General features: G+C 37.8%; 14 protein-coding genes. All 14 read left to right on the plus strand.

Going from position 1 to position 15,595, the window contains the following annotated elements; genetic code table 11:
• The first annotated feature begins 41 nt into the window (after nt 1-41).
• The 14 genes from pflB (at nt 42) to E7480_04145 (ending at nt 15,440) form a co-directional block, all read left to right on the plus strand.
• The gene (pflB, locus tag E7480_04080; GenBank protein MBE6903768.1) at nt 42-2,279 is read left to right on the plus strand and encodes a formate C-acetyltransferase; all 2,238 of its coding nucleotides are present in this window, start codon (nt 42-44) and stop codon (nt 2,277-2,279) included.
• 63 nt (nt 2,280-2,342) lie between these two features.
• Nucleotides 2,343-2,846: a flavin reductase family protein gene (locus tag E7480_04085; GenBank protein MBE6903769.1), complete on the plus strand. Its 504-nt coding sequence runs from the start codon at nt 2,343-2,345 to the stop codon at nt 2,844-2,846.
• Between the two features lie 21 nt (nt 2,847-2,867).
• Nucleotides 2,868-3,521, plus strand: a complete 654-nt coding sequence (pflA, locus tag E7480_04090; GenBank protein MBE6903770.1) for a pyruvate formate lyase-activating protein — start codon at nt 2,868-2,870, stop codon at nt 3,519-3,521.
• On the plus strand, nt 3,521-4,573 hold the full coding sequence (locus tag E7480_04095; GenBank protein MBE6903771.1) for a M23 family metallopeptidase: 1,053 nt from the start codon (nt 3,521-3,523) through the stop codon (nt 4,571-4,573). Before pflA ends, E7480_04095 begins: the two co-directional genes overlap by 1 nt.
• A 146-nt stretch (nt 4,574-4,719) precedes the next feature.
• Entirely contained in the window at nt 4,720-5,184 is a 465-nt protein-coding gene (locus E7480_04100; GenBank protein ID MBE6903772.1) for a hypothetical protein, read from the plus strand.
• 67 nt (nt 5,185-5,251) lie between these two features.
• A complete protein-coding gene (locus tag E7480_04105; protein MBE6903773.1) occupies nt 5,252-6,589 on the plus strand; it encodes a glucose-6-phosphate isomerase in 1,338 nt (445 codons plus the stop codon).
• 80 nt (nt 6,590-6,669) lie between these two features.
• A complete protein-coding gene (locus tag E7480_04110; protein MBE6903774.1) occupies nt 6,670-7,071 on the plus strand; it encodes a hypothetical protein in 402 nt (133 codons plus the stop codon).
• A 201-nt stretch (nt 7,072-7,272) separates the two neighbouring features.
• On the plus strand, nt 7,273-8,643 hold the full coding sequence (locus E7480_04115) for an MATE family efflux transporter (protein ID MBE6903775.1): 1,371 nt from the start codon (nt 7,273-7,275) through the stop codon (nt 8,641-8,643).
• Nucleotides 8,644-9,059: 416 nt separating this feature from the next.
• Nucleotides 9,060-9,452 (plus strand): transcription antitermination factor NusB, encoded by a 393-nt coding sequence (nusB, locus tag E7480_04120; protein ID MBE6903776.1) that lies wholly within the window; start codon nt 9,060-9,062, stop codon nt 9,450-9,452.
• Nucleotides 9,449-10,375, plus strand: coding sequence for a peptidase M22 (locus E7480_04125; protein MBE6903777.1), 927 nt, complete (start codon nt 9,449-9,451; stop codon nt 10,373-10,375). Before nusB ends, E7480_04125 begins: the two co-directional genes overlap by 4 nt.
• Before the next feature lie 7 nt (nt 10,376-10,382).
• A complete protein-coding gene (locus E7480_04130; protein MBE6903778.1) occupies nt 10,383-11,597 on the plus strand; it encodes an exodeoxyribonuclease VII large subunit in 1,215 nt (404 codons plus the stop codon).
• Entirely contained in the window at nt 11,590-11,829 is a 240-nt protein-coding gene (gene xseB, locus E7480_04135) for an exodeoxyribonuclease VII small subunit (protein ID MBE6903779.1), read from the plus strand. Before E7480_04130 ends, xseB begins: the two co-directional genes overlap by 8 nt.
• Nucleotides 11,830-11,837: 8 nt before the next feature.
• Nucleotides 11,838-12,722 (plus strand): polyprenyl synthetase family protein, encoded by an 885-nt coding sequence (locus tag E7480_04140; protein MBE6903780.1) that lies wholly within the window; start codon nt 11,838-11,840, stop codon nt 12,720-12,722.
• A gap of 96 nt (nt 12,723-12,818) precedes the next feature.
• The gene (locus E7480_04145) at nt 12,819-15,440 is read left to right on the plus strand and encodes a valine--tRNA ligase (GenBank protein MBE6903781.1); all 2,622 of its coding nucleotides are present in this window, start codon (nt 12,819-12,821) and stop codon (nt 15,438-15,440) included.
• Nucleotides 15,441-15,595: the final 155 nt, after the last annotated feature.

Raw genomic sequence — 15,595 nt, forward strand, 5'->3', positions numbered from 1 at the left:
AAATGCGTCGATTGATTTTTAAATTTACGGCGTAATAATATATGAATTTAGAACACAAAGAATGGCACGGCTTTATAGGCGGCGATTGGAAAAATCAAATAGATGTACGTGATTTCATTCTTAAAAATTATAAACCGTACACCTCTGATGCCTCATTTTTACAGCCTGCTACACAGCGAACAAAAGAGCTTAACAAAAAATTTCAAGCTCTTTTAAAAAAAGAACACGAAAACGGCGGTGTGCTTGAAATAGCTACTGACGATGTAGCTTCAGTGCTTCATCACAACCCCGGATATATTGACAAAGAAAATGAAATCATTTTAGGTCTTCAAACCGATAAACCTCTTAAAAGAGCTATAAATCCCTTCGGCGGAATCCGTATGGCTATTTCTGCTTGTAAAGCTTATAACGTAGAATTTCCCGAAAAAATAAGAGACAGCTTTATATACCGCACCACTCACAATGACGGTGTTTACAGAATATATACCGACGAGATGCGCCGCTTGCGTAAATCGGGAGTTATAACAGGTCTTCCCGATGCTTACGGCAGAGGAAGAATAATCGGAGATTACAGGCGTGTTGCTCTTTACGGTATTGATACAATTATTTCCGAAAAAATCAAAGACAAAGAGCTTCTTGGCTCAAAGCCTATGAGTGAATCTTCCATAAGACTTTGCGAAGAGCTATATAAGCAAATAAGCTTTATGGAAATGACTAAGGAAATGGCGAAAAGCTACGGATATGACATTTCCCGTCCTGCTGCAGATACAAAGGAAGCTATTCAATGGCTTTATTTTGCATATTTAGCGGCTATAAAAGAGCAAAACGGTGCCGCTATGTCCTTGGGCAGAGTTTCTACTTTTATTGATATCTATGCTCAACGTGATTTAGAAAGCGGAAAATACACAGAATCCGAAATTCAGGAATTTTTTGACGATTTTGTTCTTAAGCTTCGTATGGCACGCCATTTACGTACTCCCGAATATAACGAGCTTTTCGGCGGAGACCCGATGTGGATTACCGAAGCTGTCGGCGGTATGGGATTGGACGGAAGAACTCTCGTTACAAAATCCTCCTTCAGAATTTTAAATACTCTTTATAATTTAGGCAGTGCTCCGGAGCCTAATCTGACTGTACTTTGGTCTAACGATTTACCTCAGGCCTTTAAAGATTTTTGTGCAAAGGTTTCCATTGATACTGACTCTATTCAATACGAGAATGACGATGTTATGCGTCCCGAATACGGCGACGATTACGCTATTGCCTGCTGTGTTTCAGCTATGCGTATAGGTAAGCAAATGCAATATTTCGGTGCCCGTTGTAACCTTGCAAAGCTTCTTTTATTGGCTCTTAACGGCGGTAAAGATGAAAATACAGGTATGCAAACCGGTCCCGAAGGCGAAATTTATCCCGACGAGATTTTAGACTATGACAAGGTTATGACAGTTTTTCGTCATTATATGAAATGGCTTTGCAAAACCTACGTAGGCATAATGAATATCATTCACTTTATGCACGATAAATATGCCTACGAAAAGGTTCAGATGGCTTTACACGATACAAACGTAGAGCGTCTTATGGCTTTCGGTGTTGCAGGTCTTTCCGTTGTTGCGGATTCACTTTCAGCTATAAAATATGCAAAAGTAACTCCTATAAAGAACGAAGACGGAATAATCGTAGACTTTAAAACCGAAGGTGAATTTCCTAAATTCGGAAACGATGATGACCGTGTTGACGATATTGCCGTTATGCTTGTAAATGAATTTATAAATGAACTCAAGCAAACTCCGGCATACAGAAACGCAAGACATACCTTATCCGTTCTTACTATTACATCAAACGTCGTTTACGGCAAGAAAACAGGCGCTACTCCCGACGGCAGAAAAAAAGGAGAGCCTTTTGCCCCCGGTGCCAATCCTATGCACAACAGAGAGCAAAACGGTGCTCTTGCTTCTCTTAACTCGGTTGCAAAAATCCCCTATTCTTGCTGCCGTGACGGAATTTCAAATACTTTTTCTATCACCCCCGATGCTTTGGGTAAAGATGAAAAAAGCAAAACCGAAAATCTGACAGCTATTCTTGACGGATATTTCGCAAAGAAAGCGCATCATCTCAACGTCAATGTTTTAAACCGTGAAACTCTCATTGACGCCTATGAAAATCCCGAAAAATATCCCAATCTTACAATACGTGTTTCGGGATATGCAGTAAACTTCTATAAGCTTTCAAGAGAACAGCAAAAGGAAGTTATTATGCGTACCTTCCATACATCTATGTAAAAGCTTTTGCCTTTACTGCATTTGCAGTAAAGGCAAAAATATTACTATCGAAAGGTGATTAAAATGTCATTTAAAGAAATTACTCCTGCAGAGCTTGAAAAAAACGCCTTTACTCTTATAGGTAACGATTGGCTCCTGATTACTGCCGCAAAGGGTGATAAAGTCAACACTATGACTGCTTCCTGGGGCGGTTTAGGTTTTTTATGGAATAAAAACGTAGCTTATATTTTTATTCGTCCACAGCGTTACACAAAGGAATTTGTTGACTCCTCTGATACTCTTTCTCTATGTGTACTTGATGGGAGCCGAAGAGACGACCTTAACTATTTAGGCAAAGTAAGCGGCAGAGATGAGGATAAAATCAAAAAGTGCGCTCTTACTCCCCTCTTTGACAATCAAACTCCGTATTTTGAAGAGTCAAAGCTTGTTTTAATCTGCAAAAAGCTGTTTGCGCAGGAATTAAAAGAGGATAGCTTTATCCAAAAGGATATAATTGAAAGATATTATCCTTCAAAGGATTATCATACTATGTATGTAGTTGAAATTGAGAAGATTTTAACGAAATAATTATTTAAAGGAATTTTTAAAATGCGTATTTTTTCGCTTCAAAGCTTAGGCACTGTAGACGGGCCCGGTGTCCGATATGTTGTTTTTATGCAGGGCTGTCCTTTAAGATGTCCCTACTGTCACAATCCTGAAAGCTGGGATGCAGACGGCGGATACGAAACAGACCTTGCTTCCCTTACAGATAAAATTTTACGCTGTAAGGAATATATAAAAAACGGCGGAGTAACCTTTTCGGGCGGAGAGCCTCTTCTGCAGGCAAAAGAATTAAAAAAAGCTATTGAGCTTCTCAAAAAAAATAATATTCATACGGCAATTGACACCTCGGGCTGTATTATAAGCAAAGACTCTTTTGAAGCTCTTAAGGCTTGTGATTTGGTTTTACTCGATATAAAAATGCCCGATGATGAGATGTACCGAAAATATATAAATATACCTCTTTCAGTACCTCTTGAAACTCTTGATTATCTTGAAAAAATAAATAAGCCTGTATGGATACGTTATGTTAATGTTCCGAGTATTAATGACTCTGAGGAATGTATTAACAAGCTTGAAAATCTATTAAAGCCTTACACCTGTATTGAAAAGCTTGAGATTTTACCCTTTAAAAAGCTTTGTATTGAAAAATACAAAAAGCTCAATATTCCCTTTCCCTTTGAAAATATTGAAGCTCTTTAATGTCATTTATTTATCCCCTTTCGAATATATTTATTCGGGAGGGGATTTTTTTGAACGGAATAAGAAATATAAATTCAGTAAAAAACAGCTTTTCATCAAAGGAAGAAGTGCCTGAGCTACGAACAGAGGAAGATTTTTCACAACAAAATAAGGACACGCCTTCTCAAAAGCAAACAAAAGCAAGCAATATTTTTAAACATATGCAGCTTCAGCTTTCTGTTTGTTTAGTTATTTTTTTAAGCATACTTCTTTTAAAAACCATAAACAATAATTTTTATGCTTCTGTAAGGGCAGGTACTTTTGAAAAAAGCTACCGCTATACAAATTTATACGATATAAATACACGTCTTGATGCTTTGGCATCTCAAAATAAATTTTTAGCCTTTATTTTAGGAAGAAGCTCCGAGAGTGTTCCTGTTTTCAATCAAAATGAGCAAGTCTCATTTGAAGAAAAAACAGATATACAGGAAGAGGAAGAAAGCTCTCAGATAACTCAAACTCTTGTATCACCAAACAGCTATTCGCCTTTTTCGGAAATTGCTTTTATTGATGAACCCGGACTTTTATCCTCTACCGAAGAAGACGATACCAAGGCTCAGGTACAAAGCTCTCAGACTACCAAAAAATTTCCCGAATACGATACGGTTGTTCATGACATTCCTTGTACATACTACAACCCTGTAAAATCATATATAACCTCGTATTTCGGCATAAGAAAAGACCCTATAACCAAAAATCCCAGCTTTCACACGGGAGTAGATATAGGTATTAAAACGGGAACAGACATTATTTCTCCTATGGACGGGACAATAGAAAAAACAGGCTATTCATCGGTTTGGGGAAACTATATTCTTGTAAATCACCAAAACGGCTTTGAAACCTTTTATGCGCATCTTTCCAAAATAAAGGTTAAAAAGGGACAAAAAGTCTTTGCAAAAACTCTTTTGGGATTATCGGGAAACACAGGACGCTCTACGGGACCTCATCTTCATTTTGAAGTGCACTACAACGGAGTATATCAAGACCCGTTACTGTATTTTGATTTCAAATGATAAATCAAAACAATTCTTCCACATCCTTTAAAATAAATGTCTTCACTCCCATTGTTTATCTGATAATAATTATTACAAACTCCTTCGAAATTTTTTTGGTTTTATTTTTCTGCGCCTTTCTTCACGAAGCTGCACATATTATAGCTATGAAAATTGTTGGTGCTGATATTCAGGCTATAACTCTTTTGCCCTTTGGAGCATCTGTAAAATTAGGACAAATGCCTATAATATCCTATAAAAATGAGATGTTTATTTCTTTATGCGCTCCTCTTTTAAACGGCACGATTGCAATTATTTTTATAATTATAGCTAAAATGCTAAATATATATTTAGGGTTTTTAATTGCTTGCAATCTTATTATGTGTTTTATGAATTTAATGCCTGTTTCTGAGCTTGACGGTGGGCGGGCATTAAGCTCTTTTTTAAAGATTTTGCTCCCACTTCAAAAAGCAGAGCTTATCTCTGATATTATTTCGGTGCTTTTTCTTGTTCCGATTATAGCTTTGGGCATATATTTTCTCATTTCAACAGGATATAATTTTTCGCTTTTGTTAATAGGAATATACCTATCTGTAAACTTTATGTTTAAAAATTTTAAAAACAGATGCTAATCTATTGATTTTTCAATTAAAATGATATAAAATATATAGAAATTAATAAAATTTTTGGAGGATAAAAATGGCAATAAAACTTTGTGAAAAATATCTTAACGGATTTGTAAACTCCCACGAAATAGAGGCTATTTCTCCTGCAGTTTCTGCAGCTCATAAAACATTGCACGAAAAAAGCGGCTTAGGAAGCGATTTTTTAGGTTGGACAGACCTGCCTTTTTCTTATGACAAAGAAGAATTTTCAAGAATTAAGGCTGCTGCCGAAAAAATCAAAAAAAGCTGTGATATCTTTATAGTTATAGGTATAGGCGGCTCATATTTAGGTGCACGCAGTGCTATCGAGTTTTTAAAATCTCCTTTTTATAACAATATGAAAAAGGACACTCCCGATATTTATTTTGCCGGCAATAACATAAGCTCTACCTATCTTTCAGAGCTTCTTTCTCTTTGCGAAGGCAAGGATATTTGTCTTAATGTAATTTCAAAATCAGGAACTACAACAGAGCCTGCTGTTGCTTTCAGAATTTTCAAAGATCTTATTGAAAAGAAATACGGTAAAGAGGAAGCTAAAAACAGAATTTTCTGCACTACCGACAAAGCAAGAGGAACTCTTAAAGCTCTTGCCGACAAAGAGGGCTACGAAAGCTTTGTCATAGCTGACGATATAGGCGGCAGATATTCTGTTCTCACTGCAGTAGGCCTTCTTCCTATTGCCGTTTGCGGCGCTGATATAGACGCTATAATGAAGGGCGCGCAGGATGCTTGCAAGGCGTTTGAAAATGACGATATAGAAAACAATGATTGCTACCGTTATGCCGCGCTTAGAAACATTTTATACAGAAAAGGCAAAACAACAGAGCTTCTTGTAAACTACGAGCCTTCTCTCGTTCAGTTTTCCGAATGGTTTAAACAGCTTTACGGAGAAAGCGAAGGCAAGGATAACAAGGGTATTTTCCCCGCTTCCGTTTCTTTCTCTACTGACCTTCACTCTTTGGGACAGTATATTCAAGAAGGTATGAGAAATCTTTTTGAAACTGTTATATGGGTTAAAAAATCCCGCTATGAAATTGATATAATTGATGATGAGGCAAATGCAGACGGTCTTAATTTCTTAACAGGCAAAAAGCTTTCCTTTGTAAATCAAAAGGCATATCAAGGCACAATTTTAGCTCATAACGACGGCGGTGTGCCCAATATAGTTTTAGAGCTTGATGCTCAGGATGAATACAACTACGGCTATATGGTTTATTTCTTTGAAAAAGCTTGCGGTATTTCCGGATATATTTTAGGAGTAAATCCTTTCAATCAGCCCGGAGTTGAAGCATATAAGAAAAATATGTTTGCTCTTTTAGGCAAGCCCGGATATGAATCCGAAAAAGAAGCTCTCGAAAAACGTTTAGACTAATTGCACAAAAATTTTATTACTTTTTTTAGTTGCAAAATTTACGGATTTATAGTACAATTAAACAAAAGGAGGAATTTCTAATGGTAAAAGTAATTATGGGATTAAAAGGCATGGGCAAAACAAAGTCACTTATTGATATGGTGAACACAGCAGTCAAAGAGGATCACGGCGATGTTATTTGTATTGAAAAAGGTACTAAGCTTACCTATGATATTAAATATACAGCAAGACTAATTGATATTTCTCAATTTGATATTAAAAGCTATAACTCTTTCTTAGCATTCTTAAGTGGACTTATGGCAGGAAATCATGATATTACTTCAATTTACATTGACAGTATTTTCAAATTCTGCCCCGATAACTTAGAAGAGTTTGCACAGTTCCTTAATGATGTTGAAGCTTTAGCTGAAGGAAAAACTGTTGTTATCACAGTTTCTTATGACAGCAATCTTGCAACTGACGCAATCAAAAAATATTTCTAAATTATATGCTGCACCTTTTTGAAAAGGTGCAGCTCTTTTATGCTATGTAATCAATCACAAATTGACTTTATTGACAATATATGTTACAATAATTACTACTATTGTCGTAAGGCAAACACAGTATAATAGTGATGCCGGATAAAACAACTGCATTTATGCGGGTTCTTATCCGGCGTTTTTATGCAAATTAGGGAGATAGTTATGAGTAAAGCACAAAATTTTACAGAAGGAAAAATTTTTTCACCGCTTATGCGTTTTTCGTTGCCTGTTTTGCTAGCACTGTTTTTACAAGCGATGTATAGCGGGATTGACCTTTTAATCGTTGGACAGTTTGGTGGCGATAATGCAGATATATTTGTATCAGCAGTATCTACAGGCAGCCAGATTATGATGACAGTAACTTTTGTAGTATCCTCTCTTGCTATGGGACTTACCGTATATGTCGCCGAGAAAATCGGAGCCGGAAAACGAGAAGAAGCAGGTCAAATTATCGGTAGCGGCATAAGCCTTTTTAGTATTATTTCTATCATTTTAACAGTTGTTATGGTTCTTGCTTCTTCGGCTCTTGCACAGATTATGCACGCTCCTAAAGAGGCTTTTGATAATACGGTATTTTATATTGCCATTTGTTCAGCAGGAATGTTATTTATAGTGGCATACAACTTGGTAGGTAGTATTTTCAGAGGCATCGGCGATTCAAAAATACCACTCCTTACGGTAGCTATTGCTTGTGTATTAAATATTTTAGGCGATTTATTACTTGTGGCAGTTTTTGATTTGGGTGCTGTTGGGGCTGCACTTGCAACTATTTTTGCTCAAGCAATGAGTGTGGTTATTTCATTGTTTATTGTAAGAAAACGCAAAATGCCATTTGATTTTTCACGAAAATATATTCGTCCTAATTCTATACATATCAAAGCAATTCTACGCTTAGGAACACCTATAGCTCTGCAAGACCTGCTTGTCAGCATTTCTTTTCTTGTAATCCTTGCCATTGTTAACGAGTTAGGGCTTAATGAATCGGCAGGCATCGGTGTTGCGGAAAAGGTATGCGCATTCATTATGCTGATTCCGTCATCCTTTATGCAATCAATGTCTGCTTTTGTTGCTCAAAATATAGGCGCATTAAAATATGACCGTGCAAAAAAAGCCTTGTGGTACGGTATAGCTTCTTCTTTGGCAGTTGGTATTGTTGTTGGGTATTTCTCTTTCTTCCACGGCGATATCCTTGCAAGAATATTTGCAAAGGATGCCGCTATTATCGTGCCTGCGGCTGATTACTTAAAAGCATATGCCATCGACTGTGTTCTTACCTCATTTCTGTTTTGCTTTATGGGATACTTTAACGGTTGCGGTAATACAACCTTCGTTATGATTCAAGGTATTATCGGCGGTATATGTGTTCGACTTCCGGTGTCATGGGCAATGAGTAAGCTTATGCCTGTATCACTGTTCCGCATCGGTCTTGCAACTCCCATATCTTCGGCTATTCAAATAATTTTATGTGTTAGCTTTTTTATTATTATGCAACGGATGCAAAATAAAAAGGTTATTCAGCAAACTTTGCAGTAAAAATCCGTTGAGGCTGTTTGCTGTTGCTTTTTTATATTAAATTCTTGCATTGAATGACTATTTATGGTATTATATAGGTTAGGGTAGAACAAACAATCCGAACACGCCTCAAAGCGTAATCTTTCGGTGCTTTTCACCCAATTTATTCTTGCAAGGCGCGAGCCTTGCTTCGCCTAAATTTGTCAAAAATCCCTCGAAATCTTTTTACTTTGAGGTCAAAGATTTTAAAAAGAGAGGATTTTTGGTAAGACAAGGCAAAAACGGAGTTAATCCTCAATGGATTAACGAGTATTTTAACGCAGGATAAGCGAAAATCCGCCTTTTTAAAACGAGTTTGGATTATTTGCTCTACCCTATATTAGAATGTCAAAAGAAAGGATATATATTTCGCATTTTGCAAATATACGGATAATAGTATGACAAGACACGAAGAAAGAGAAAGCGTTTTTTGCCTGTGCTTTGAATATTCCCTCAACATCACTCCCACTCAGGAGCTTATTGAGCTTGCTCAGCTTTGCAGGGAGCTTGTTGTTACAGAATATGTCGAAAAAACCTTTTTGGGAATAATCGAGCACCGAAAAGAAATAGACGAAAAAATAAATGAAAATATTAAAGGCTGGAAGCTTGAACGTCTTTCAAAGGTTTCTTTGGCTGTTTTGCGACTTGCGGTTTATGAAATTCTTTTTGCTGAAGGTGTCCCCGAAAGCGTAGCAATAAACGAAGCTGTTGAGCTTGCAAAGGCTTATGATACCGACGAAGCTCCCTCTTTCATAAACGGAGTTTTAGGCTCAATTTCAAGAACAAAATGAGTAACAGTTATTTTTTAGCAATAGATACAAGTAACTATACTACATCTGCCGCTCTTTACTGTCCCGAAAGCCGACAAATGCTTTCCGAAACTTTGCTTTTACCCGTAAAGCAAGGAGAAAAAGGGTTACGGCAGTCAGATGCGGTATTTTTGCATACAAAACAGCTTTCCGAAATTCTCTGTCCTCTTATAAGAGGTAAAAAAATATCAGCAGTTGGCGCTTCCATAAAGCCGAGAAATCAAGAGGGCTCATATATGCCCTGCTTTCTTGTGGGAGAAAACACTGCAAAATCCATAGCCGCTGCCTTAGATGTTCCCTTTTATGCCTTTTCTCATCAAGAGGGACATATAGCCGCTGCTCTTTTCGGAGCAGGAAGGCTTGATTTATGGGATGAAAAAATTCTTGCCTTTCACGTATCGGGAGGAACAACGGAATCTGTAATCAAAACAGAGGACGGAAGAATTGAAATTTTAGGCGGCACTGCCGACATCAGTGCAGGTCAGCTTATTGACCGTGCAGGTGTTATGATGGGGCTTGATTTTCCCTGCGGAAAGCAAATAGAAAAATTAGCTTTAAACAGCACCTACACTCAAAAAATTAAAATTTCAAATAAAAACGGATTTATCAATCTTTCCGGCTTTGAAAATAAAGCAAAGGAGCTTTATTTTCAAAGTGCAGATAAGGAAAAGGTTGCTTCTTTTGTAATAGAATGTATAGTTCAAGGCTTGGAGCATCTTACCTTGGCGGCAATTCAAAAGCACGGTCAGCTACCTATTATATACTCCGGCGGTGTTATGTCCTGTAAGCATATACAACAATATTTTAAAGAAAAATACGGCGGTATTTTTTCACCGCCTCAGTATTCCTGCGATAATGCTGCAGGTATAGCCGTACTTACTCAAAACCAATTTAAAAGGCGGTAACAAAAATATGCCCGAAAAAAAGCTTGTACTGTCGGTTAAAGAACTTAATAATTACGTAAAACTGCTTTTAGAAGGAGATGTAAATTTATCCTCCTGCTATGTCAAGGGCGAGATTTCCAATTTTACAAATCACTATAAAAGCGGTCACTTTTATATGAGCTTAAAGGACGAAGAGTCTGCCATTCGTGCTGTTATGTTCAAGGGTAATACCCAAAAGCTCAAATTTATGCCTAAGGACGGTATGAAGGTAATAGCTTTGGGACGTGTTTCTGTCTTTGCCCGTGACGGTCAGTATCAATTTTATATAGAAAATATGATACCCGATGGAATAGGCGACTTAAATTTAGCTTATGAACAGCTTAAAGAAAAGCTTGCTTCAGAAGGTCTTTTCAGCCTCGAAAGAAAGAAAAAAATCCCTAAAATTCCGTCAACTGTCGGAGTTATTACTGCTCCTACAGGTGCGGCTATAAGAGATATTATAAATGTTTTAGGACGCCGCTTCCCTATGGCAAGGGTTATTTTATACCCTGTGCTTGTTCAGGGTGACGGCGCTCCCGAGCAAATAGCTACAGCCTTAAAATATTTTAATCAAAATCCCGTAGATGTTATTATCTGCGGACGTGGCGGCGGCTCTCTTGAAGATTTATGGGCATTTAACGATGAAAACGTTGCAAGAACAATTGCTTCTTCAAATGTACCTGTAATTTCTGCAGTAGGACACGAAACCGATTTTACAATTGCCGATTTTGTCGCTGACCTCAGAGCGCCCACTCCCTCTGCCGCTGCTGAGCTTGCCGTTCCCGACACAGCAGAGCTTATAACTAAATTTGACAATGTTTCAAAAAGATTAGAGCTTATTGTAGCAAGAGATATAAGCAATTACAGAGAAAAGCTTAAGCGTCTTTCCGAAAGCCAATTTTTAAAAAATCCGCAACGGTATATAGACGAAAAAAAACTTGCGGCGGATTTTATTATAAACAAGCTTGAAAACAGCTCAAAGCTTTTATTTAACAAAAAAAGCGACTCTCTTGGAGTTCTTGCCGCAAAGCTTGACGCTTTAAGTCCCCTATCTGTTTTAAGCAGAGGCTTTTCCTTTGCCAGCAAGGAAGGAAAGGTCATAAACAGCGTTAAAGCTTTAAAAGAGGGCGACTCTCTTAATATTAATCTTAAAGACGGAAATGCTCAATGTATTGTTGAAAGGATTGAATGTACCAATGAATGAAAATAATATAAGCTTTGAAACAGCCCTGAAACGCTTAGAAGAAATCGTAAAAGCTCTTGAAAGCGGTAATGCGCCCTTAGACGATGCTATAAAGCTTTTTGAAGAAGGCGTTGCTCTTACAGGGCATTGTAACACCCTTTTGAAAAAAGCAGAGCAAAAAGTGACAATGCTTGTTTCCGACAAGGAAACCTCTCAGATGACAGAACAAAATTTTGATACAAGTAATCTTTAGGTGAAGCTATGAATTATAAAGATAAATTTTTGCAGTTTTCAGAAATGGCAAATGAATATATTTCAACCTCTGTTCCAAAGGAAAACAGTCTTCAAAAAACTATTTTTGAAGCTATGAATTACAGCCTTTGTGCAGGCGGAAAGCGTCTTCGTCCCGTTCTTGTGTTAAGCTTCTGCGAAGCTTGCGGTCAAGATGCTGTAAAGGCACTCCCCTTTGCAGCTGCAATTGAGATGATACACACGTATTCTTTGATACACGATGACTTACCCTGTATGGATAATGACGATTTGCGAAGAGGCAGACCTACAAGCCACAAGGTATTCGGAGAAGGTATTGCTGTACTTGCAGGAGATGCACTGCTTAACTTTGCCGCCGAAACTATTATAAACAAAGGAAAAGAGGCAGGCTTTAGTGATACTTGTCTTTTAAAGGCATTAAACGAGCTTTACACTGCTTCCGGAGCTTACGGAATGATAGGCGGTCAGGTTATAGATTTAGAGCACGAAAATAAAGAAATTTCTTTTGACAATTTGCGAAAGCTTCATTCTCTTAAGACAGGCGCTCTTATTAAAGCCGCTTGTGCTTTAGGCTGTATTGCCGCTGAGAGATACGATATGCTTGAAAAAGCGTACGCTTACGGTGATGCTTTAGGAAGAGCCTTTCAGGTTACCGATGATATTCTCGATGTTATAAGCACAAACGAGGATATGGGAAAAACAGTAGGCAAGGATGCAAACGAGGGAAAAGCCACCTATGTAACTCTTTGTTCCTTGGAAAAAGCGAAAGAATATGCACTTCAATATACCAAAGAAGGAATAGAAGCTGCTCAGCACTTTGAAAATTCAGAGTATTTAGAATGGATTTGCAACTATGTGCTTAGCAGAAAGTCTTAATTTATTATTGATTTTAAAGCATATTTTTGATATAATAAGGGTTAAATTGCGTTAATTTTAAAATTAAAATATAAATTGCACGAAAAAGGAATGTGAATTACGATGGCAAAAGAGCTCAATAAGATTTATGAGCCAAACGAGGTTGAGGACAGAATATATAAGTTTTGGGAGGATAACGGATATTTTCACGCTGAGGTAAATCCCGATAAAAAGCCTTTTACAATAGTTATTCCCCCACCCAATGTAACAGGTCAGCTTCATATGGGCCACGCTCTTGATGAAACCTTACAGGATATTCTTATCCGTCACAAGAGAATGCAAGGCTATGAAGCTTTATGGCTTCCCGGTACAGACCACGCTGGTATTGCAACTCAGATAAAGGTTGAAGAAAATTTGCGTAAAGAGGGCAAAACCCGTTACGATTTAGGTCGTGAAGCTTTTATTGAGCGTGTATGGGAATGGAAAAACCTTTACGGTAACCGTATTATTCAACAGCTTAAAAAATTGGGGTCCTCTTGCGACTGGGAAAGAGAACGCTTTACTATGGATGAGGGCTGTTCAAAGGCTGTTCGTGAGGTTTTTGTTAACCTTTATGAAAAGGGACTTATTTACAAGGGCAATAAAATTATAAACTGGTGCCCCAGCTGTACCACTGCTTTATCAGATGCTGAGGTTGAATATGCTGAGGAACAGGGCAATTTCTGGCACATAAAGTATCCTGTTAAGGATTCTGACGAGTTTGTAATAATAGCTACTACACGTCCCGAAACCTTGTTGGGAGATACTGCTGTTGCTGTTCACCCTGAGGATGAAAGATATGCTCATTTAGTTGGCAAAACTCTTATTCTTCCTCTTGTAAACAAAGAAATCCCCGTAATTGCAGACGAATATGTAGAAAAGGATTTCGGTACAGGCTGTGTTAAAATTACCCCCTGTCACGACCCTAACGACTATGAGGTAGGAAAGCGCCACAACCTTGAAGAAGTTCTTATTTTTGATGAAAATGCAGTTGTAAACAAAAACGGCGGCAAGTACGAAGGTCTTTCCCGTTTTGATGCAAGAAAAGCTGTTGTTGAGGATTTAGAGGCTTTAGGACTGCTTGTTAAAATTGAGCCTATAACTCACAACGTAGGCAAGTGTTACCGTTGTGGAAACAGCGTTGAGCCTATCACCTCTTCTCAATGGTTTGTTAAAATGAAGCCTTTAGCTCAAGAAGCTATTAACGTAGTTGAGGACAGACGTGTTGAATTTGTCCCCGACCGTTTTTCAAAAACATATCTTCACTGGATGGAAAATGTTCACGATTGGTGTATTTCCCGTCAGCTTTGGTGGGGACATCAAATTCCTGCGTTCTATTGTCAGGATTGCGGAGAAATGGTTGTATCTAAGGAAGATGTTTGGGTTTGTCCCAAGTGCGGCGGCAAAATGAAGCAGGAAGAGGATGTGCTTGACACCTGGTTCTCTTCTGCTCTTTGGCCCTTCTCTACTTTGGGTTGGCCCGACAAAACAAAGGAGCTTGAATATTTCTATCCCACAAGCGTTCTTGTTACAGGCTATGACATCATTTTCTTCTGGGTTGCAAGAATGATTTTCTCCGGTATGGAGCATATGAAGAAGGAGCCCTTTAAGCACGTATTTATTCACGGAATTGTCAGAGATTCACAGGGCAGAAAAATGTCCAAATCTCTTGGAAACGGCATTGACCCTCTTGAAGTTATTGAAAAATACGGCGCTGATGCTCTCAGATTTACTCTTGTTACAGGAAACGCACCCGGAAACGATATGCGTTTTTACGATGAAAAGGTGCAGGCGTCCCGAAACTTTGCAAATAAGATATGGAATGCTGCCCGTTTTGCATTGATGAATCTTGACATTGATACTCTTGAATTGCCCGAAAATCCTGCACCCGAGGATAAGTGGATTTTATCAAAATTCAATACAGTTGCAGGAGAGGTTAATGAAAATCTAAATAAGTTTGAAATAGGTATTGCTCTTTCAAAGCTTTATGATTTTATATGGGATGTTCTTTGCGACTGGTATATTGAGCTTTCAAAAACAAGACTTTTTGACAAAGAAAACCCCACAAACAAGGATGCTCAGAAAACTCTCTGCTATGTTTTATCTTCAACATTAAAGCTTCTTCACCCCATTATGCCCTTTATAACAGAGGAAATATGGCAACAGCTTCCCCACAACGGCGATACAATTATGACTGCTGAATACCCTGATTTTGATGAAAAGCTTTGCTTTAAAGATGCTGAAGAGCAAATGGAAAAGATAATTGCAGCTATCAAGGGTGTTCGCGCAATACGTACAGAAATGAATGTTGTTCCTTCCAAAAAAGCAAACCTTTATATCGAAGCTGAAAACGGTGAAATTTTTGAAAACGGAAAAGCATTTTTCGTTCGTCTTTGCTCTGCTGCTGACATTTATGTAAACAGCGATGTTGACACCAACGGAATGGTAACTGTTGTTTGCGACGGTGCAAAAATATTTATTCCTTTCGGTGAGCTTGTAGATATTGAAAAAGAGCTTGAGCGTTTGAATAAAGAAATTGTTCGTCTTGAAGGCGAAATTGCCCGTGTTGATAATAAGCTTTCAAACGAAAAATTTGTTTCAAAGGCTCCTGCAAAGGTAATTGACGAAGAAAAAGCAAAGAAGGAAAAATATACCCGTATGCTTGAACAAGTCAAGCAAACTATTAAAAATTTAAAATAATAAAAGGGAATGTAAAAAAAGCGCAGAGCGCATAAAACAAGTAAATAAAGAAACATAATACCATAATATTATGAAAAAAACAAAAATAATAGAAAAACATCTTTTAGATAATTCTTTCAATAAATATACGTTTTATGCTATCTGCCAATTTCGCC

It is taken from the genome of Oscillospiraceae bacterium (assembly GCA_015067255.1).
Lineage (GTDB): Bacteria > Bacillota > Clostridia > Oscillospirales > SIG519 > SIG519.

Coding starts and splice junctions, on each gene's coding strand:
- pflB (MBE6903768.1), top strand. CDS start 42: ATGAATTTAGAACACAAAGAATGGCACGGCTTTATAGGCGGCGATTGG.
- E7480_04085 (MBE6903769.1), top strand. CDS start 2,343: ATGTCATTTAAAGAAATTACTCCTGCAGAGCTTGAAAAAAACGCCTTT.
- pflA (MBE6903770.1), top strand. CDS start 2,868: ATGCGTATTTTTTCGCTTCAAAGCTTAGGCACTGTAGACGGGCCCGGT.
- E7480_04095 (MBE6903771.1), top strand. CDS start 3,521: ATGTCATTTATTTATCCCCTTTCGAATATATTTATTCGGGAGGGGATT.
- E7480_04100 (MBE6903772.1), top strand. CDS start 4,720: ATGAAAATTGTTGGTGCTGATATTCAGGCTATAACTCTTTTGCCCTTT.
- E7480_04105 (MBE6903773.1), top strand. CDS start 5,252: ATGGCAATAAAACTTTGTGAAAAATATCTTAACGGATTTGTAAACTCC.
- E7480_04110 (MBE6903774.1), top strand. CDS start 6,670: ATGGTAAAAGTAATTATGGGATTAAAAGGCATGGGCAAAACAAAGTCA.
- E7480_04115 (MBE6903775.1), top strand. CDS start 7,273: ATGAGTAAAGCACAAAATTTTACAGAAGGAAAAATTTTTTCACCGCTT.
- nusB (MBE6903776.1), top strand. CDS start 9,060: ATGACAAGACACGAAGAAAGAGAAAGCGTTTTTTGCCTGTGCTTTGAA.
- E7480_04125 (MBE6903777.1), top strand. CDS start 9,449: ATGAGTAACAGTTATTTTTTAGCAATAGATACAAGTAACTATACTACA.
- E7480_04130 (MBE6903778.1), top strand. CDS start 10,383: ATGCCCGAAAAAAAGCTTGTACTGTCGGTTAAAGAACTTAATAATTAC.
- xseB (MBE6903779.1), top strand. CDS start 11,590: ATGAATGAAAATAATATAAGCTTTGAAACAGCCCTGAAACGCTTAGAA.
- E7480_04140 (MBE6903780.1), top strand. CDS start 11,838: ATGAATTATAAAGATAAATTTTTGCAGTTTTCAGAAATGGCAAATGAA.